Genomic DNA, 17,458 nt, shown 5'->3' with positions numbered 1-17,458 from the left:
TCGTTTTATTGTCGCGCGCCGGCTTCCGTTTCGGGCAGGCCGGCGCGCCGTTTCAATTCAGGTTTCTCAGTTCTGCGGCAGAGTGCCCTGCACGCCTTCCATCAGCCAGGTCATGCCCTTGATGTCATTATCGGCAAGAGTCTGCCCGGCGGCTACCTTCACCGTTCCCGACTGATCCTTGATCTCGCCGGTAAATGGCTTCAGCTTGCCGCTGATGATCGCCGCTTCCGCAGCTTTCATTTCGGCTGCCACGGATTCGGGCAGCTCAGGGCTGCTGGTCGTCATCTTGACGTAGCCGCCTTCGCCGAGGCCCAGCCAGTTGTTGGACGGCTGCCATGTGCCGGCCATCACGGCCTTGGCCGCATTGATATGAGCTGCGCTCCAGTCAAGTTCGAACGAGACGAGCTGCTTCTTCTTGACGTAAGCCGAGAAGTCGCCGGTGCTGCCGATCGACCAGACGCCCTTTTCTTCGGCGGCAAGGCCCTGAACCGGTGTATTCGGGCTACCGGAGATCACGTCGGCGCCCTGCGCCACCAGCGCGGCAACCGCATCCTTTTCCTTGGCCGGATCCACCCAGGCATTGGCCCAGACGACTTTCAGGACTGCGTTCGGATTGACGCTGCGCGCACCCAGCAGGAATGCATTCAGGCTGTAGATGACCTGCGGCACGGGGAACGCACCGACCCAGCCGAGAACGTTGCTCTTCGTCATGCGACCGGCGGCAATGCCGGTAAGATAGGTACCTTCGTAGTGGCGCGCTTCAAACACGCCGAGATTCTTGCCGGCATCGATGCCAGCGCAGCACTCGAAATGCGAATTCGGCAGCGTCGGCGCGAGTTTCTTGAGGGACGCATACTGCGAGAAGGTGGTTCCGAAGATCAGCTTGTGGCCCTGCGAGGAAAGCTGGCGGAACAGACGCTCGCAATCCTGAACTTGGGCGATGTTCTCCAGCACCGTGACCTTGACCTTATCCGGATAGGCCTTCTCCAGCGCGCGCCACGCGTTGGCCTGGAAATACTCCCAGCCGGTGTCGGAGATCGCCCCCATGTGAATGACGCCGACCTTCAGCACCTCGTCTGCGGCAAACAGCGGCTTGGCGCCGCCGGCGATGGCAAGCGACGCCGCAGCACTGGTCTTCAGGAAATCGCGTCTGGAAAAATTGGTCATGTCAGTTCCTCTCTTTGGTTTCATTCTTGGTTGAAAAAGTCAGCCGTCGGCCGTGAAGGGCTTTCCAAGCGACGCCGGAATGTTGAGGCGCATCAGGGCTGCGTTTCGCGAGATCAGGACGAGCACCACGATGGTCACGATGTAAGGGAGTGCCGACATGAGCTCCGACGGCAGGCCCACGCCTGCGCTTTGCGCGAAGAGCTGCGCAATGGTGGCGCCACCGAAGAGGTAAGCGCCGAGGAAGCAGCGCACCGGTCGCCACGTTGCAAACACCACCAGCGCAACCGCGATCCAGCCGCGCCCGGCAATCAGGCCCTCGGTCCAGAGCGAGGTGTAGATGATCGAGATGTAGGCCCCAGCGATGCCTGCTGTCGCGCCGCCGAACAGCGTGGCGACATAACGGATGCCGTTGACCGGGTAGCCGAGGGCATGGGCTGATGTCGGCGCCTCGCCAACCGCCCGCAGGATCAGACCGGCGCGGCTGCGATGCAGGAAATACCAGACACCGGCAAAGAGCGCCCACGACAGCCAGACCAGCGGATGCAGCTGGCCGAGGACGTTACCGATCAGAGGGATCTTTCCGGCCAGCGCCGATAGCTGCGATGGTTCGATGACGATCGCCATGCCGATATAGGATTTGCCGAGGTAGGAGCCGAGACTGGTGCCAAAAATGGTGAGTACAAGACCGACCGCCACCTGATTGGCCCTGAAGCTGACGGCCAGCACGACGAACATCAGCGCCAGCAGCATCGCTCCCAGCATGGCCGCGACGATCGCCAGGAACAGGTTGCCGGTTGCCATCATCACCATGAAGGCAAGAACCGCGCCGATGACCATCATGCCTTCGACGCCCATGTTGAGGACACCGGCGCGCTCGACGACGAGTTCGCCGAGCGCAGCGTAAACCAGCGGCGTACCGGCAATCAGGGTCGCGACGAGGATCGGGAGAAATTGACTGATCATGCCGATGCTCCTTGCCCGGCGCGGGTACGCAGACGAATGCGATATTGGACGAGGACATCCGTGGTCAGGATGAAGAACAGCAGCGTGCTTTGCAGCAGACCCGTGATCGAGGACGGCATGCCGAGCGACATCTGCGCCAAGTCACCTGCGAGATAGAGCAACGCCATCAGCAGTCCTGAAAGCAGGATGCCGATCGGGTTCAGCCGCCCCAGGAAGGCGACGATGATGGCGGCGTAACCGTACCCTGGCGAGGCAGTCGGAAAGATCTGCCCCAGCGGGCCGGCTATTTCTCCAACACCGGCTATGCCTGCAACCGCCCCACTGACGAGCAGCCCGAGCCAGACGGCACGATTGACGCTGAAGCCGGCATAACGCGCTGCGCCTTCCGACAATCCGGTGACCTTCAGCTGGAACCCGGCAAAGCTGCGGCTCATGAAGACCCAGCCGACGGCAACGGCGACCAGGGCGAAGAGAACGCTCGCATTGGCACGCGTCCCCTCGAGCAGGACGGGAAACAGGGCGTCCGGCGCGAGCGGCTCTGACTGCGGGAAATTGAAGCCCGCCGGATCGCGCCACGCGCCGAAGACCAGCCACGACAGCCAGAGGCCCGCCACGTAGTTCAACATGAGGCTGACGAGGATCTCGCTGGCGTTGAATTTGACCCTGAGAAACGCGGGGATGGCCGCCCAGACCATGCCGCCGATGGCGCCGGCGACGATCATCGCCGGAAGTATCCAACCTCCACCTGCAGGGCCGTAGTGGAGTGCGACATAACCGGAAAAGATTACGCCTACTGTCAGCTGTCCCTCGGCACCGACATTCCAGATGCCGGCGCGGAAGCCGATTGCCAGCCCAATGCCGATCAGCACGAGAGGCGCTGCCTTGATCAGAAGTTCTCCCAGGCCGTAGAGATCGACCAGCGGCGCGGTCAGAAAGGTGACAAGTGCCTCGAGCGGGTTGTGTCCCGCAGAGGCGAACAACATCATGGCGACAACCGCCGTCAGCAGGAGCGAGAGCACCGGCGATAGCCAGACCATCAGCTTGGAGGGTTTCAGGCGGGGCTCAATGCGCATGCGCTGTCTCCTGCCGGCCGGCATCCCCGGCCATTGCGATCCCTATGTCGTCGCGGTTGGCGGCATCTCGCGGCACTGCCTGGCTCAATCGTCCACCCGCGATCACCGCGATCCGGTCGGCGATCTCGAACAACTCGTCGAGTTCTTCGGAAATGACGACGATCGCCGCCCCCTTGTCGCGCAAGTCGAGCAGAGCCTGGCGGATCACCATGGCTGCACCGACATCCACACCCCATGTCGGCTGGGAAACGATGAGCACCGAGGGATCCTGCAGGATCTCGCGGCCGATGATGAACTTCTGCAGGTTACCGCCCGACAGGCTACCGGCGGCCGCCCTCGGGCTGCCGCACCGCACGTCGAACGCCTTGATGCAGCGCTCGGCAAACGCCGTGACGCGATCGAACCTGATCAGGCCGAGCTGCACAGAGCCGCGGCGATTGGCCGTCAGAAGTGCATTGTCCGAAAGTGCCAGCGACGGCACCGAGCCCTGCTTGAGCCGATCTTCCGGAACCGAGCAAAGCCCGAGCGATCGCCGCACAAAGGGATCGAGATTTCCGATCGGCTGGCCGTCCAGCGTGATGGCTTCCCTAGTCGAGAGCTGGGTCTCGCCCGAAAGCGCGGCCAGCAGTTCGGCTTGACCATTGCCCGAGACGCCAGCGATACCAAGAATCTCACCACCACGAACCGCCAGGCTGATGTCCCGCAGCGTCGTACCGAAGGGGTCATCCGTGGACAAGTCGAGACCCGACACCGAAAGGCGGATACGACCGGCCTCGTCGACAGCCGAGCGTTCGCGATAGGCCGGCAGATCGCTTCCCGTCATCATACGCGCCATGGAGGCCGGGCTTTCGAGCCTCGGGTCACAGGTTCCAGTCACCCGTCCGCCGCGCAGGATGGTCGCCCTGTGGCAGAGCGCCTGGATCTCGTTCAGCTTGTGGCTGATGTAAAGAATACTGCAGCCGTCATCGGCTATCTGCCGCAACGTCACGAAAAGGGTTTCGACCGCCTGCGGGGTCAGCACCGAGGTCGGTTCGTCAAGGATCAGCAATTGAGGGTTCTGCAACAGGGCGCGAATGATCTCCACCCGCTGACGCTCCCCCACCGACATCGTGTAGATGTGGCGACCGGGATCGACCGGCAGACCATAGCGCGCCGCGACCAAACTGATGTCGCGTGAGAGCGCGTCCAGCCGTGGCTTGTTGGGCATCGCCAGCGCAATGTTTTCGGCAACGGTCAGCGTGTCGAACAGTGCAAAATGCTGGAACACCATGCCGATGCCGAGCCGCTGCGCATCCGCCGGCGAAGCAATCGTGACCTCGCGGCCGTTCCACAGCATCTCGCCCGCGTCAGGCCGCACCATCCCGTCGATGATCTTCATCAATGTGGATTTGCCGGCCCCGTTCTCTCCCACGACGGCGTGGATCTCGCCGGGCGCAACGGCAAGATCGATTCCGTCATTGGCGACAACCGCCGGGTAGACCTTGCGGATACCGCGAAGCTCCAAACGATATTCTGATGAGGCAGTCTGCGATGACATGGGCACAATCTTGGCTACATGATACTGGTAATCATGTATGCAATACGAATGCCACAATGTATCGCTGATTTCAATTCAAGCCGATACGCTCAGTTATCCAACTGAAAACATTGGTCAAAAAATGCAAAGCGCCGCTCTTGGCCGAATCCACAACGCGGAGACATGCCCGTTAGGCGCCACGTAGACGTCTACAAAAAATGCAGAAAACTGTATACTTGATGGAAAAAGCGGCAGGTCAGCCGTGCGCCCTGTCGGCATAGCGCGACAGGATGGACCCCAGATCCGGCTCGACAGGAGCCTCTTCATCAAACAGCGCCCGGCTCTCGACCGACGACAGATGTTCATCCATGAGCTGCTCGGCCACGGCAACATCACCCGAACGCAAGGCAGCGATCAGGGCAGAATGCTCGCTGATGGCGCATTCGCTGGAGTGTGGGCGGCTATACATCGCCAAAATCAACGAACAGCGGGAAACGAGCTCAGACAGATAGCGCTCCAGAAGCGTGTTGCCGGAAAGCTCGGCGAGCTTCAGATGGAATTCGCCGGCAAGGCGCGTCGACAGGCGCACGTCGCCCTTGGCATGCGCCGCCTCTTCCTCCTTCACGTGCTCCTGCAAGCCCTTTTCGATGGATGGGTTCCAGCGCTTGATGATGCTCTTGATGACTTCACGCTCCAGAGCCCGGCGAACAGCGAAGGCATCATGCGCCTCCTCAAGGCTGGGCTGCGCGACCGTCGCCGTCCGCTTGTGATAGGTATCGACAAGGCCCTGCGCTTGAAGCTTCGCCAGCACGGCACGCACCAGCGTCCGGCTCATGGAAAAATGCCGGCCGATCTCATCCTCGGGCAGCTTCGTGCCGGCCTTCAACGCCTGCTCGATAATTGCCTGACGGAGGGTACGGTGGGCAATTTCCACACGGTCGGAATTGGAGGACATAGGGGTCTGAACCACGCTTTGAAGAGATCCGGCACACGATTAGCGTGGTTTCTCGTATACAACAAGGGTCCCGATCCTGGATCCCTGCATGGCCAGAGCGAATGCCGGCATTAGCGAAATGGCGGCTGATGGGGTATGCCTGCTGCTGATGATGACCGACGACGAAACCCAATCCGACATCCCAACCGCCCGCATGCTCAGCTGGTCGAAAAACTCCGCCGTCTATCGCCTCGGGCGCCAGATGATGACGGAGAAACAATTGTTCGACGCGATCAGGAAAAAGGCCACGCAGAAATTCGACGACATCAGCGCTGCACAGGCACAGGCGGTCGCCGAGTTTGCAGTGAAATTCGCTCGCGATCTCGGAGCGCTGAACGATGTCGCCTACGCCGAAATCAGCACGCGCGCCGGCGTACGCGGCGGCAAGTCGCACAGGACCATCGCCCAGCGGCTGTCGTTGAAAGGCATTGATCGCGAGACGGCTGCGTCCGCTCTTCAGGCAACCGACGACCTCTTTGCAGCAATCGTCTTCGCACGCAAGCGAGCGTTCGGCCCCTATCGCCGGGTCGAGGCGGACGACAAGCGAAGGGCCAAGGAAATGGCCGCATTCGCGCGCAACGGCTTTGGTTTCGAGCTTGGACGGAACGTCCTGCAGATGAGCGCTGACGAAGCCGATGCCATTTTGGAATCACGGCGCGACAGCATTTTCTGATCCGCGACCACGGCAGCAAGCCGATGCCGGGCTGCCTCCTGCAACCCAAATCATTGTGAAGCTCCACCGGGTTCCCGCCACGCGAGTGTCACGGCGAAGTCACAACATCATTGGCCTCGCCCGTGCTTATCTGTTGCCAATGCACCTCTTCCGGTTTTGAGCGAGGCGCAGCATGACGCGGAGGCGTCTCGTTTTGATCGTACGTTGTCGGCCGATATGCGGGTCCGGGTGGCCAGTGTTCCGGCAACGGGAGCCTCATCGTATAGACAGCAGGTGTGCATGCTAATCGACGTTAGAAGAGTATCCCAGGCCGAGGCTCGGCAAGGTGCGAGTATCATAGTAAAAGCCTATGCCGAGCCGCCATGGGACGAAGACTGGTCGCTTCAAAAGGCTGCATCGCGCCTCGATGAACTGATGAACACGCCCGGCTGCATAGCGATAGCCGCGTTCAAGGAAGAAGAGATCATCGGCTTTGCCTTCGGCCTGCCGCACACCTCGGCCATTGGCCGCGGCCTGCAGATCGCCGAAGTCGCGATACTACCCCAGCACCAGCGCCAAGGCATCGGCTCCAGGCTCTTGCTCAGCCTCGAGAAGGAGGCCAGCCATTTCGGCTATGTGCATTTGTGGCTTGTGTCCCGCCAGGCAGGCGGCGCCGCGCACTATTACCAGGCCAACGGCTACCGGCAATCAAGTGCGCTATGCGTCTATTCCAAGCGATTGGGCTGACGTCCCGGGACGAAGACTACGCCACAAGATTAGTGGCTGCTCACGCCTGCGTAGCCGATCGGGTCGCTCAGCCCCTCGTAGGGAACGTCACCGAGTTCCCGCTTGACGGCGTGCAAGGCCAGATCGAGGCAATCCACGGCGCTCGCAAGATTGATGTCCTGGGCGGCATAGCGCGCAAAGGAGATCAGCCGCGCAAGCGCGGCAAGTTCATCCAGGTCCTCGTCGGAACGTTCGTTTAGGCCAGCTTCGGCCAACTTGCCTTCAAAGGATATGCTCATGTCATTTCTCCGCAGATCGGAGAGAAGCATAGGCCAATTGTGGCAAGCCGCCCGTGAAAACCGCGTGACACAACCACAGAGTGATTTTCACGAGCAAGACTGCCTTTAATGTCGTGAAAAGAAAGACGTCTCGGCAATTTGCCACGACATTTCATGACGCAAGGCCCCCGGCGCTGCCGCGCGCACAGCCTCCAGAAGAGCTAGGGCATCAATCCGCTTCTGGTCAACCGCGTTCGAAACCAGCATCGAATGCATCTCCTTGCGCTCCGAAACCTCGGTCAACCCGTAACCGTCGACGACCGAACGCCACGTCCTCTCCTTGAAAAAGATCTGCGCCGCCGCCGTCTCGATCACCAACCGTGTGTCACGTGCTAGCGCCCCTTGCGCCTCCAACCGGTCGAGTGTCGCCCTGACATTCACCAGCGGCACGGTCAGCGGCTTCCAGCCGAACTCGGCCGGCGCGTGCAAAAGCGCGACATCGGCATCGTCGACGGTCGCCCCACACATGTACTCCTCGAATATTCGACCCACACCGATCATGCCGAAGGCACGGCATTCGGCTGCCCGCAACGCGCCCATGCTCGATGCACCATAGACCGGAACGTTCTGCGACAGAGCAAGCAGGATCTCCTTGTGCCAAACGGGCGCGGTATATTCAAAGCCGCCGTCGACGATACCGATAACGCTTGCGCCGTCTCGCAGTGCTGCGGCAACGTCGCCTTGTACGGCTGGCGGTCGAATGATGATGCCGTCTCCGGCAACGGAAGCGGCATCCGGAAGGCTTGGGCCTACGAAAATGACCTTCATGACGCGAGTGCCTTTGATATCGCCCGCTCGCCGAAACGGCGCGCGCGGCTCCCCTCCGGATTTTCAAGCGAAGGCATGAACACTTTGGTCACGCAGAACGGAAGCGTGGGATCACTGAGTTGCACCGCGATGACGAGGCCGACATTGCATTCCCTCAGGGTGGCGAGCGTCGCGCCCAGCAACTGAGAGACACCGGAAACGCTTGTCAGCACCCCCGGCGCCGTGACGACAGGAGGACGTGGAACCGCCTGAAGCGCACGACGCGTTGCTGCCGGCAGGGGCTTGTGGAAGGTTTCCGGGCTGACATCGTCACGTGCGCCGCTGATGTAGGTCAGCCGGGATTGGGCGGCTTCGGTGATCGCCCGAATGGCGGCTCGTGCGGGTGACGGATGGCAGCCACTGCCTCCCGTTGCCTCGACGAAGCGGGCATTCTCGTCACGGTGAGCGCCACAAGACGCCAGGATCGCTGTAAAGCACGGCACCGGAATGTCGCTCGTCATGTCGAAAAGCCTGAGATCAAGGCCAGCCGTCTCGATCTTTGCGACCAGTTCATCGATCACCGCGTCATTCAGGCCGCGTGGGTCAACACAACGCGCTCCGCGCGCCGCATCACTTTCTATCTGCCAAAGGACATGGGCATCGCGCTCTATGCGCTCGAGCACGCCATGAAGCACCGCTTCATCCATGGTGTTGCCCGAAGCCAGCCCATCCGAGGACATCCAGAAACGCGACGCTCGGGTTCGATCAAGAAGTATGGCGTCAAAGGGAACGAAAATGTCTGTCCCCGTGAGCAACTCCTTGCCGCAAACCCATGCGATTTCCTCGCCCGGATCGATATCGGCCTGGTTCAGGCCGATCAGGCAATCGAGTGTTTCGACGGTTTGGCCTGCTTCCCCAAGGCTGAGCGCGCTGCTGCGAACTGGGGTGACGGTGGGATCGCCGGCGACCGCCCGCTCCAGGGCTTCCATCACTGCCGAGGCCCTGGCGTCCTGGTCACTGATCCCCTTGCCCTGAGCGATCGCGATCGATCGCGCATTGGGTGTGTAGGCACACCAGACCGGGATGCCAAGGCAATCAAGGCCGGTGTGGCGTGCTACGCGGGTGATACCGAAATCAGCCAGGATTGGTCCTACGCGCGATAGCGTTTCCGATGGCGGGACGGATCGATCGGACCATGATGGCGTCAACGATGAACCTCGGTTCGGTCCCATGACGGAATTGCCGAGGTCGGAAGGCCTCGTCATCGAGGCTGGACGGCGATGTCGCCTCGCCCGCAGCGCAGCCGATTTCGCGGCATAGCCCTTACCCAAGAATTGCCTTCACCGGCTCGGCGGTCTCCCGATCGACCGCGGCAGCCCCCAGAGACCCCAGGCTTCTGGTGAGTGCGAGCAGCTTCTGGCGGACATTCGCATCCTCGATCGCGATGAAGGCCCTGCTGAGTGCCAGACCTTCCTTCGAGGCCAGGAACAGCGCGATCTCATCGGTTTCGGTCTTGATATCAGGCGACGGCGCTCCATCGCCCTCGAAAAAGAAACCAACAGGTACGCCAAGGATCTCCGCTATACGCTGGAGTCTCCCTGCGCCAATGCGGTTGGTCCCCTTCTCGTATTTCTGGATCTGCTGAAAGGTGATCCCCAGCGATTCCGCCAAAACACCCTGGCTGATACCAAGGCTCTTGCGCCGGGCCCGGACACGCTCACCGACATAGGCGTCTATCGCATTCGCAGATTTCGCCTTCATGGCGCGCCTCCATCATTATTTATGGTACATCATGATGCATTTCTAAAAAAATGCAACCAAGAGTAAAATTCTTCCGAGGCGTCAGTCCGCGGTTTTTTCCGCTTTTGCCCGGCTCTTGGCGGGTGCCTTCTTCTTCAACTTGCCTCGATTGAGATCGATGGCAGCGCGAATGAGATTCGTCAAACCCGCCCCATCAACCTGATCACCCTCGAAGAAATCGATCGCCCGCCTCGCATTGCCTTCCAGACCGGCGTTGAACAGGTTTTTGGGATCCGCGAGGCTCGCGCCGTGGAGAAACGTAAGCTTGACCTTCCCCTTGTGCGCGTTGGCCACCGCAATCATTCCGTCGCAATACCAGACCGGGCTGCCCATCCATTTCCAGTCCTCGACAATCTCGCTGTCCGCCGCAAGGATGGTTTTGCGAATGGCAGCGAACGTCTTGCCGCGCCAGTCCGGGATCTCCGCGATCAGCTGATCGATACGTTCCGATGGGTTCATTGGATCTCTGCACCTCTCTCATGCGATCCCGTTGCAAACCGGCCGACATCGCCATCGCGATCTTGAAGATCTTCTGCATCGCGCGCTATAAAAATTCGACGATGCAGTTCCCGGTCTATCTAGGTGCAGAAATCCGGAATGCAACCTTATCTGGTGTCACATCGATTTCACGGGTCACGTCCGCTCTTACGGACTATAGTCCGATCGTCAATGCTCGAGGCGTCCGTGACGCCTTGAGGTTGGCCGGGGCAGTTGCAGGCGCGCATGATATCGCGACCTCCTTGCCGTCACGAGACGAGCATGCCGCCTGGCCAAAATCAAATCATCGATGGACCGGAGTTACGACTGTTATGGAATTGCCTTCTATACAAATCGATCATGCCGACCGCCTCTATGCCTGCAGGCAGAAGATTGAGGAGGCCGTTCACCGGATCATCTTTGGCGAGGAGCTCGTCGAATTCTCCTCCGCGGAAATCGCCATGGCAGTCGCCGACATTGCTGATGACTACATTCTGTCCATGGCAAAGAAGAACACCGCGCGCCACTAGGCCGGTTTCCTCCTCATTTCATCCTAGCGATCCGCCATCGCCCAGCGACGGTCTGGGTTTTGCTGCGCGCTCATTTCCCTGCGCGGTGGTCATCTGACCTTTCGACCCGACATCACTCCTCGCGCGGAAATCACCTCGCAGCCTAACCGACGCAAAACACCTCAGACGAAGCGAACTCTTCACACGGTAAAGATTGGATTCAGCATTTCGTGTCAGACTGGCGCAGTTTCTGAATCCCGACGACTGCGTTTTTTGTCGTCGCCAGTTGTGCGTGTGAGTATCTATGCGTCTATCAGGTGTGCCAGCAATCCTCCTCACCTGCCTTGCTTTGTCGGGCTGCAGCTCCAGCCTCGATTCAGAAAGCGTCCTGGCGCGCGCCCCGTCTCGGGAAACGACAAGTTCAATCACGCTTCCGCCTGCGCCTGTTCCCGCAGCCAATGTTGGAGCGCCTGTCGCACAGGCTGCGCCGCCGCAAGAAGAACTGGCATGGGCCGGTCCGGTTCCGAACGCGCCACAGTTCGCGCCGGTGATGCAGACGCCGGACGTTCCAATGCCGAACGAAAGACCGGTGGCAGCGGCCCCCATGCCTGCTAACCCGACACCCCGTGCCAACAGAATGCAGATCTACAGCCACCGCTTTCGCGACGCCAAGCCCATCAACTTCGGTTCCGCCTCGCCACGGAATCTCGCCGTGCATGGCGTCGACGTCTCGCGCTGGCAGGGTGACATCGATTGGGTAAAGCTGCGGACGCAGGGGGCGAACTTCGCCTACATCAAGGCGACTGACGGCGGCGATCACTTGGACCCGATGTTCAAGACGAACTGGCGCAAAGCCAAGGAAGCCGGCCTGAAGCGCGGGGCCTATCACTTCTTCTACTGGTGCCGAACCGCCGGGGAGCAAGCCGACTGGTTCATCCGCAACGTTCCGAGGGATCCCGACGCGCTGCCGCCTGTCATCGACGTCGAATGGAACGGCGAGTCCAGCTGCAAGAACCGCCCGTCGCCTGAACGGGTGCTGGAAAAGATGCAGGTGTTCATGGACAAGCTGGAAAGGCACTACGGCCAGCGTCCGATCATCTACACCGCACCGGACTTTTATCGCGACAACCTGCAGGGCGAGCTGCTCGACTATCCCTTCTGGCTACGCTCGGTGGCAGCCCATCCGTCCAAGATCTACCGCGGACGGAAGTGGCTCTTCTGGCAATATTCGGGCTCGGGCCTGTCGCACGGCGTCGAGGGACGCATTGACCTCAACGTGTTCCACGGCAGCGGCGACGACTGGCACAGCTGGGCGTCAGGACGATCCACCTGAGCCGGCGGGCGACGTTTCCTGCGCGATTTCCTGATCCAATCAGAGAGATCTCCCCCGCACCCGGAGCGCGCGGGCAGCAGCAGTGACTGCCGCGCGCGGCCAAAATGTGATAGCTGAACGCTTGGGCAGCCGAATGGAGAAGCCGACCGATGGCAGCAGTCACCCGTGCTGACGAAACGATAGCCGCATTTGTCGAGCAGATCCTTGTTCAATCGCCGCTGAAGGCGGCAGGTTTTATCGTAACGATCTACGGCGACGTCGTCGAGCCGCGTGGCGGCGTGGCATGGATCGGAAACCTGATCGAGACCTGCGCCGAGGTCGGCATCAGCGAGACACTGGTTCGAACAGCCGTCTCGCGGCTAGTCGCCTCCGGGCAGCTTTCCGGCGAGCGTGAAGGCCGCCGCAGCTATTATCGCCTGTCGCCGTCCGCTGGTGACGAATTTGCGGCAGCCGCCCGCGTCTTGTTCGGCGAACAACAGGACAACAGCTGGCAGTTCGTGCATGTCACCGGAGCAGCGCCCGAGGACACGATGCTGGCGCTCGATCGCGCCGGATACGCGCGGATCGGCGCTCGCTTGGCAGTGGGACCAACACGTCTCCTGGCCATACCCGCCACGCTCGTGTTCAAGGCAGACGCCGCGCAGGACGCCCCGGCACTGCAGGATTTTGCGGCCGAACACTGGGATCTTGACCGCCATGCCAGCGCCTATCGCGCTTTCATCGCTCAGTTCATGCCGATCGCAGATCACGCAGACGCCCAGGCCCTTGCGCCGAAAACAGCGCTCACCGTGCGACTGCTACTGATCCACCGTTTCCGTAGCGTCTTGCTGCACGACCCTCGTCTGCCGGCGCTTGCACTGCCCGCCGACTGGCCGGGGAAAACGGCGCGACAGCTCTTCGCCCGCCTCTACCAGCAGCTTTCGCCGCACGCAGATGAATATGTGACGCGAAGCTTCGTCACGGCGTCTGGACCATTCGCGCCGCTGACCCGAGCGACCGATCTTCGCCTCGCGATGCTTGCGCGCGAAGTGCTCTAAAGCCGCGTCCTACAGTTTGTGAACCGGTCGCTCGGCATTTGTGCTAACCTTGATTAGCACCACCAAATATCACAGAAATTATAAAAAATCGCATTGCCTTGTGACATATCCCATGCTAATACATGACCGATCGGTCGGTTAATCAATTGAGGTCGGGCCGGCTTTGCGCAGCAGGAGGAATTGGCGCATGTCAGAAGCATTTATCTGTGACGCCGTTCGCACTCCGATTGGTCGCTATGGCGGCGCACTTGCCACCGTACGCGCCGACGACCTGGCGGCCATTCCGCTCGTCGCCTTGATGCAACGCAATCCCACCACCGACTGGAGCAAGGTCGACGACCTGATCTATGGCTGCGCAAACCAGGCCGGCGAGGACAATCGAAACGTGGGGCGCATGGCCGTGCTGCTCTCCGGCATGCCAACCACCATTTCTGCCACCACGATCAATCGCCTCTGCGGCTCCGGCATGGACGCCGTCGGCATGGCGGCGCGTGCGATCCGCGCTGGCGACTGCGACATGGTGATTGCCGGCGGCGTCGAAAGCATGAGCCGCGCACCCTTCGTCATGCCGAAAGCGGACAGCGCCTTTTCCCGCACCAATGCGATCTATGACACGACCATCGGCTGGCGCTTTGTCAATCCGAAGCTGAAGTCCGCCTTTGGCGTCGACTCCATGCCGCAGACCGCCGACAACGTCGCCGCCGATTTCAATATCAGCCGCGCCGATCAGGACGCGTTTGCGGCCCGCAGCCAAGCCCGCTGGGCAGCCGCTCAGGAAGCCGGCGTTTTTGCCGAGGAGCTGGTCGACGTACGCGTCCCGCAGAAGAAAGGTGACCCGATCGTCGTTGATCGCGACGAGCATCCGCGCCCCGGCACCACGGCTGAGCAGTTGGCCAAGCTCAAGGGCGTCAACGGCCCGGATCTCAGCGTCACGGCCGGCAATGCATCTGGCGTCAACGATGGAGCAGCCGCCCTGGTGATCGCCAGCGAAGCGACGGCGAAGGCACAAGGTCTGACACCGAAGGCGCGCATCGTCGCCATGGCCGCAGCCGGCGTCGAACCTCGTATCATGGGCATCGGCCCGGCCCCGGCCGCAAGGCGGGTTTTGGAGCGCGCCGGACTTTCCATCGGCCAGATGGACGTCATCGAGCTCAACGAAGCCTTCGCGGCCCAGGCGCTCGCCGTTCTGCGCGATCTCGACCTGCCCGACGATGCACCCCACGTCAATCCGAATGGCGGCGCGATCGCGATGGGTCATCCGCTCGGCATGAGCGGCGCCCGGCTGGTGACGACCGCCGCCTATCAGCTGCATCGCCAGCGCGGTCGCTACGCGCTTTGCACCATGTGCATAGGCGTCGGTCAGGGCATCGCAATCATTCTCGAGCGCGTCTGACGCGCGACGGCAAAGGAGACGAAACCATGTATGCACAGATGGTCAAAACCGACAGCGCCCGCGTCAAGACGCTCGACGAGATGGACCCGATCGAGCGCGCCTTCCAGGAACGTGTCGATGCCGGCCAGAAGATCGAGCCGAAGGAATGGATGCCCGAAGGCTATCGCAAGACGCTGATGCGCCAGATCAGCCAGCACGCGCATTCCGAAATCGTCGGCCAGCTGCCGGAAGGAAACTGGATCACCCGCGCGCCGACCCTCGAGCGCAAGGCGATCCTGCTCGCCAAGGTTCAGGACGAGGCCGGACACGGGCTCTACCTCTATTGCGCCGCCGAAACGCTCGGCATCAGCCGTGACGAAATGTACGAGCAGCTTCACAGCGGCAAGGCGAAATACTCATCGATCTTCAACTATCCGACGCTGAGCTGGGCCGACATCGGCGCCGTCGGCTGGCTGGTGGATGGTGCCGCGATCATGAACCAGGTGCCGCTGCAGCGCTGTTCGTACGGGCCTTACGCCCGCGCCATGGTCCGCATCTGCAAGGAAGAGAGCTTCCATCAGCGTCAGGGCTTCGACATCCTGATGAAAATGGTGAAGGGCACGCCGGCGCAAAAGGCCATGGTGCAGGATGCGCTGAACCGCTGGTGGTGGCCGTCCCTGATGATGTTCGGCCCTTCGGACGACGCGTCGGTCCACTCGGCCCAGTCCATGGCCTGGAAGATCAAGCAGAACTCGAATGACGAGCTCCGGCAGAAGTTCGTCGACCAGACCGTGCCGCAGGCCGAATATCTCGGCCTCACCGTTCCGGATCCAGATCTCAAGTGGAACGAGGAAAAGGGTGGCTACGATTTCGGCGAGCCTGACTGGACCGAATTCTTCGCCGTGATCGCCGGCAACGGCCCGTGCAATGCCGAGCGTCTCAGCGCAAGGCAGAAGGCATGGAACGACGGCGCGTGGTTCCGCGACGGCCTCGTCGCGCATGCCGAAAAGGCACAATCGCGCCGCGCCGCAGCACGGATCGCCGCCGAGTAACAACTGACGCCGGGCTTGGCCCGAACAGCCGAAACACGATGCGTTCCCGGACAGCAAGCCCAGAGGAACGCAAGCCAGGGAGAAATGTCCATGTCCAGCGAATGGCCCCTTTGGGAAGTTTTCATCCGCGGCCAGCACGGCCTGAACCATCGCCACGTCGGCAGCCTGCATGCGCCCGACGCCGAAATGGCCGTCAACAATGCCCGCGATGTCTATACGCGCCGCAACGAAGGCGTCAGCATCTGGGTGGTGCGCTCCAGCGACATCACTGCCAGCGCGCCATCCGACAAGGGCCCGCTGTTCGACCCGTCGAATTCCAAGGTCTACCGCCACCCGACCTTCTTCGACGTGCCTGAGGAAGTGGGGCATATGTGATGAGCGCGACCGCTGCCTCGACCGTCGACCAGACGGCTCTGTTCGAATTCCTGAAGCGCATCGGCGACAATACGCTGATCCTCGGCCATCGCGTATCCGAATGGTGCGGGCATTCGCCGGCACTGGAAGAGGATATTGCGCTCTCCAACACCGCCCTTGATCTCATCGGCCAGACGCAACTCTGGCTCGGTCTTGCCGGCGAAGTCGAGGGCAATGGACGCACGGCCGACAACCTCGCCTATCTGCGCGACGCGACCGAATTCCGCAACGTCCTGCTCGTCGAACGTCCGAACGGCGACTTTGGCAAGACGCTGATGCGCCAGTTCCTGTTCGATGCATGGCATTTCCTGATGCTCAAGGCACTACTCGGCTCGACCGACAAGCGCATCGCCGACATCGCGGAGAAGGCATCCAAGGAAGTCGCATACCATCTCGATCGCAGCCGCGATCTGGTCATCCGTCTGGGTGACGGCACGGCCGAAAGCCATCGCCGCATGCAGGAGGCGCTGGACGACCTGTGGCCCTATACCGGTGAACTCTTCGCCGGCGACGCAGCCGACGCCGCACTCGCTGAAGGCGGGATCGCACCTCAGCCCCAGAGCCTGAAAGCCGACTGGGACGAACTGGTTGGCGAAACGCTCTCTGAGGCGACGCTGAAGAAGCCCGCCGACGGCTACATGCACAAGGGTGGCAAGCGCGGCGTCCATACCGAGCACATGGGCTTCATCCTTGCCGATCTGCAATTCCTCCAGCGCGCCTATCCCGGCGCGACCTGGTAACCAAGGGAGGCGGTTATGACGACCGCGACATTGCCGTCGACCGCCGATGTCTGGCGGTGGCTCGCCGAAGTGCCCGACCCGGAGATCCCCGTGATCTCGCTGGTCGATCTCGGCATTATCAGGAACGTCGGCTGGGACGGCGAGACGCTGATCGTAACCGTGACACCGACCTATTCCGGCTGTCCGGCGACCGCGATCATCAATCTCGATATCGAGAGCGCGCTCGCAGCCAAGGGCATTGAGAAAATGCGGCTCGAGCGGCAGCTCTCGCCGGCCTGGACGACCGACTGGATCAGCGCCGAGGGCCGCGAAAAGCTCAAGGCCTATGGCATTGCGCCACCAGTGGACGGCACCGCCGTCGACGGCCTGCTGCGCCAACGCGTCGACCGCCTCTCGGGGCGGTCCAACCTGACGATTGAATGTCCGCGCTGCGGATCGACGAATACCGAGAAGATCAGCCAGTTCGGCTCAACGCCCTGCAAGGCGAGCTATCGCTGCACCGACTGTCTGGAACCCTTCGATTATTTCAAGTGCATCTGACCCTTTGC

The 17,458-nt window shown here is 61.4% G+C and carries 20 protein-coding genes; 10 read left to right on the top strand and 10 right to left on the bottom strand.

The annotated features are described in order from the left end of the window. Positions 1–66: 66 nt before the first annotated feature. The 5 genes from A6U87_RS19400 to A6U87_RS19380 all read right to left on the bottom strand — a co-directional run bounded on the left by A6U87_RS19400 (position 67) and on the right by A6U87_RS19380 (position 5,689). Positions 67–1,167 carry a BMP family ABC transporter substrate-binding protein gene (locus A6U87_RS19400; RefSeq protein WP_065692907.1) on the bottom strand — a complete coding sequence of 367 codons (1,101 nt, stop codon included), beginning with the start codon at positions 1,165–1,167 and terminating at the stop codon, positions 67–69. Positions 1,168–1,206: 39 nt separating this feature from the next. Then, entirely contained in the window at positions 1,207–2,130 is a 924-nt protein-coding gene (locus A6U87_RS19395; protein WP_065692906.1) for an ABC transporter permease, read from the bottom strand. Further along, on the bottom strand, positions 2,127–3,203 hold the full coding sequence (locus A6U87_RS19390) for an ABC transporter permease (protein ID WP_083199567.1): 1,077 nt from the start codon (positions 3,201–3,203) through the stop codon (positions 2,127–2,129). Before A6U87_RS19390 ends, A6U87_RS19395 begins: the two co-directional genes overlap by 4 nt. Then, positions 3,193–4,740, bottom strand: a complete 1,548-nt coding sequence (locus A6U87_RS19385) for an ABC transporter ATP-binding protein (protein ID WP_065692904.1) — start codon at positions 4,738–4,740, stop codon at positions 3,193–3,195. Before A6U87_RS19385 ends, A6U87_RS19390 begins: the two co-directional genes overlap by 11 nt. Before the next feature lie 235 nt (positions 4,741–4,975). Further along, positions 4,976–5,689, bottom strand: a complete 714-nt coding sequence (locus tag A6U87_RS19380; RefSeq protein WP_244499534.1) for a GntR family transcriptional regulator — start codon at positions 5,687–5,689, stop codon at positions 4,976–4,978. A 136-nt stretch (positions 5,690–5,825) separates the two neighbouring features. Here A6U87_RS19380 and recX point away from each other — a divergent pair, with 136 nt between their 5' ends. Both recX and A6U87_RS19370 read left to right on the top strand, forming a co-directional pair. Continuing rightward, complete coding sequence (recX, locus tag A6U87_RS19375; RefSeq protein WP_065693005.1) at positions 5,826–6,386, top strand: recombination regulator RecX; 561 nt, start codon at positions 5,826–5,828, stop codon at positions 6,384–6,386. Between the two features lie 279 nt (positions 6,387–6,665). Further along, on the top strand, positions 6,666–7,112 hold the full coding sequence (locus A6U87_RS19370) for a GNAT family N-acetyltransferase (protein ID WP_065692902.1): 447 nt from the start codon (positions 6,666–6,668) through the stop codon (positions 7,110–7,112). 29 nt (positions 7,113–7,141) lie between these two features. On the opposite strand, the gene A6U87_RS19365 is transcribed toward A6U87_RS19370, so the two are convergent. From A6U87_RS19365 to A6U87_RS19345, 5 genes are all read right to left on the bottom strand, one after another. Then, positions 7,142–7,390 (bottom strand): hypothetical protein, encoded by a 249-nt coding sequence (locus A6U87_RS19365; RefSeq protein ID WP_065692901.1) that lies wholly within the window; start codon positions 7,388–7,390, stop codon positions 7,142–7,144. 105 nt (positions 7,391–7,495) lie between these two features. Then, positions 7,496–8,197 (bottom strand): TfuA-like protein, encoded by a 702-nt coding sequence (locus tag A6U87_RS19360; protein ID WP_065692900.1) that lies wholly within the window; start codon positions 8,195–8,197, stop codon positions 7,496–7,498. Further along, on the bottom strand, positions 8,194–9,408 hold the full coding sequence (locus tag A6U87_RS19355) for a YcaO-like family protein (RefSeq protein ID WP_065693004.1): 1,215 nt from the start codon (positions 9,406–9,408) through the stop codon (positions 8,194–8,196). Before A6U87_RS19355 ends, A6U87_RS19360 begins: the two co-directional genes overlap by 4 nt. Positions 9,409–9,499: 91 nt before the next feature. Next, a complete protein-coding gene (locus tag A6U87_RS19350; protein WP_065692899.1) occupies positions 9,500–9,937 on the bottom strand; it encodes a helix-turn-helix domain-containing protein in 438 nt (145 codons plus the stop codon). Positions 9,938–10,018: 81 nt separating this feature from the next. Beyond that, entirely contained in the window at positions 10,019–10,435 is a 417-nt protein-coding gene (locus A6U87_RS19345; RefSeq protein WP_065692898.1) for a DUF1801 domain-containing protein, read from the bottom strand. On the opposite strand from A6U87_RS19345, the gene A6U87_RS30490 reads away from it, so the two are divergent. The 8 genes from A6U87_RS30490 to paaD all read left to right on the top strand — a co-directional run bounded on the left by A6U87_RS30490 (position 10,426) and on the right by paaD (position 17,450). Continuing rightward, on the top strand, positions 10,426–10,983 hold the full coding sequence (locus A6U87_RS30490; RefSeq protein WP_244499533.1) for a hypothetical protein: 558 nt from the start codon (positions 10,426–10,428) through the stop codon (positions 10,981–10,983). The two genes, A6U87_RS19345 and A6U87_RS30490, sit on opposite strands and share 10 nt — an antisense overlap. Before the next feature lie 283 nt (positions 10,984–11,266). Further along, on the top strand, positions 11,267–12,295 hold the full coding sequence (locus A6U87_RS19335) for a GH25 family lysozyme (RefSeq protein ID WP_065692897.1): 1,029 nt from the start codon (positions 11,267–11,269) through the stop codon (positions 12,293–12,295). Positions 12,296–12,444: 149 nt separating this feature from the next. After that, positions 12,445–13,332, top strand: a complete 888-nt coding sequence (locus tag A6U87_RS19330; RefSeq protein WP_065692896.1) for a PaaX family transcriptional regulator C-terminal domain-containing protein — start codon at positions 12,445–12,447, stop codon at positions 13,330–13,332. Between the two features lie 187 nt (positions 13,333–13,519). Then, positions 13,520–14,725: a 3-oxoadipyl-CoA thiolase gene (gene pcaF, locus A6U87_RS19325; protein ID WP_065692895.1), complete on the top strand. Its 1,206-nt coding sequence runs from the start codon at positions 13,520–13,522 to the stop codon at positions 14,723–14,725. A gap of 26 nt (positions 14,726–14,751) precedes the next feature. Beyond that, entirely contained in the window at positions 14,752–15,756 is a 1,005-nt protein-coding gene (gene paaA, locus A6U87_RS19320; protein WP_065692894.1) for a 1,2-phenylacetyl-CoA epoxidase subunit PaaA, read from the top strand. Between the two features lie 90 nt (positions 15,757–15,846). Then, entirely contained in the window at positions 15,847–16,131 is a 285-nt protein-coding gene (paaB, locus tag A6U87_RS19315) for a 1,2-phenylacetyl-CoA epoxidase subunit PaaB (RefSeq protein ID WP_018856780.1), read from the top strand. Next, on the top strand, positions 16,131–16,910 hold the full coding sequence (gene paaC, locus A6U87_RS19310) for a 1,2-phenylacetyl-CoA epoxidase subunit PaaC (protein ID WP_065692893.1): 780 nt from the start codon (positions 16,131–16,133) through the stop codon (positions 16,908–16,910). The genes paaB and paaC overlap by 1 nt, the downstream gene beginning before the upstream one ends. 15 nt (positions 16,911–16,925) lie before the next feature. Continuing rightward, positions 16,926–17,450 carry a 1,2-phenylacetyl-CoA epoxidase subunit PaaD gene (paaD, locus tag A6U87_RS19305; protein WP_065692892.1) on the top strand — a complete coding sequence of 175 codons (525 nt, stop codon included), beginning with the start codon at positions 16,926–16,928 and terminating at the stop codon, positions 17,448–17,450. Positions 17,451–17,458: the final 8 nt, after the last annotated feature.

Source organism: Rhizobium sp. AC44/96, from assembly GCF_001692185.1.
Lineage (GTDB): Bacteria > Pseudomonadota > Alphaproteobacteria > Rhizobiales > Rhizobiaceae > Rhizobium.
The sequence above is the reverse complement of the archived record's forward strand: the minus strand, read 5'-3'. Positions and strand labels throughout refer to the sequence as shown.

Excerpts from the sequence above, each read along its gene's own strand:
- A6U87_RS19400 (WP_065692907.1), bottom strand. The coding sequence starts at position 1,167 with ATGACCAATTTTTCCAGACGCGATTTCCTGAAGACCAGTGCTGCGGCG.
- paaA (WP_065692894.1), top strand. The coding sequence starts at position 14,752 with ATGTATGCACAGATGGTCAAAACCGACAGCGCCCGCGTCAAGACGCTC.
- A6U87_RS30490 (WP_244499533.1), top strand. The coding sequence starts at position 10,426 with ATGGGTTCATTGGATCTCTGCACCTCTCTCATGCGATCCCGTTGCAAA.
- A6U87_RS19395 (WP_065692906.1), bottom strand. The coding sequence starts at position 2,130 with ATGATCAGTCAATTTCTCCCGATCCTCGTCGCGACCCTGATTGCCGGT.
- paaB (WP_018856780.1), top strand. The coding sequence starts at position 15,847 with ATGTCCAGCGAATGGCCCCTTTGGGAAGTTTTCATCCGCGGCCAGCAC.
- A6U87_RS19385 (WP_065692904.1), bottom strand. The coding sequence starts at position 4,740 with ATGTCATCGCAGACTGCCTCATCAGAATATCGTTTGGAGCTTCGCGGT.
- A6U87_RS19330 (WP_065692896.1), top strand. The coding sequence starts at position 12,445 with ATGGCAGCAGTCACCCGTGCTGACGAAACGATAGCCGCATTTGTCGAG.
- A6U87_RS19335 (WP_065692897.1), top strand. The coding sequence starts at position 11,267 with ATGCGTCTATCAGGTGTGCCAGCAATCCTCCTCACCTGCCTTGCTTTG.
- A6U87_RS19370 (WP_065692902.1), top strand. The coding sequence starts at position 6,666 with ATGCTAATCGACGTTAGAAGAGTATCCCAGGCCGAGGCTCGGCAAGGT.
- A6U87_RS19390 (WP_083199567.1), bottom strand. The coding sequence starts at position 3,203 with ATGCGCATTGAGCCCCGCCTGAAACCCTCCAAGCTGATGGTCTGGCTA.
- A6U87_RS19355 (WP_065693004.1), bottom strand. The coding sequence starts at position 9,408 with ATGGGACCGAACCGAGGTTCATCGTTGACGCCATCATGGTCCGATCGA.
- A6U87_RS19360 (WP_065692900.1), bottom strand. The coding sequence starts at position 8,197 with ATGAAGGTCATTTTCGTAGGCCCAAGCCTTCCGGATGCCGCTTCCGTT.
- paaD (WP_065692892.1), top strand. The coding sequence starts at position 16,926 with ATGACGACCGCGACATTGCCGTCGACCGCCGATGTCTGGCGGTGGCTC.
- paaC (WP_065692893.1), top strand. The coding sequence starts at position 16,131 with ATGAGCGCGACCGCTGCCTCGACCGTCGACCAGACGGCTCTGTTCGAA.
- A6U87_RS19345 (WP_065692898.1), bottom strand. The coding sequence starts at position 10,435 with ATGAACCCATCGGAACGTATCGATCAGCTGATCGCGGAGATCCCGGAC.
- A6U87_RS19365 (WP_065692901.1), bottom strand. The coding sequence starts at position 7,390 with ATGAGCATATCCTTTGAAGGCAAGTTGGCCGAAGCTGGCCTAAACGAA.
- A6U87_RS19350 (WP_065692899.1), bottom strand. The coding sequence starts at position 9,937 with ATGAAGGCGAAATCTGCGAATGCGATAGACGCCTATGTCGGTGAGCGT.
- recX (WP_065693005.1), top strand. The coding sequence starts at position 5,826 with ATGACCGACGACGAAACCCAATCCGACATCCCAACCGCCCGCATGCTC.
- pcaF (WP_065692895.1), top strand. The coding sequence starts at position 13,520 with ATGTCAGAAGCATTTATCTGTGACGCCGTTCGCACTCCGATTGGTCGC.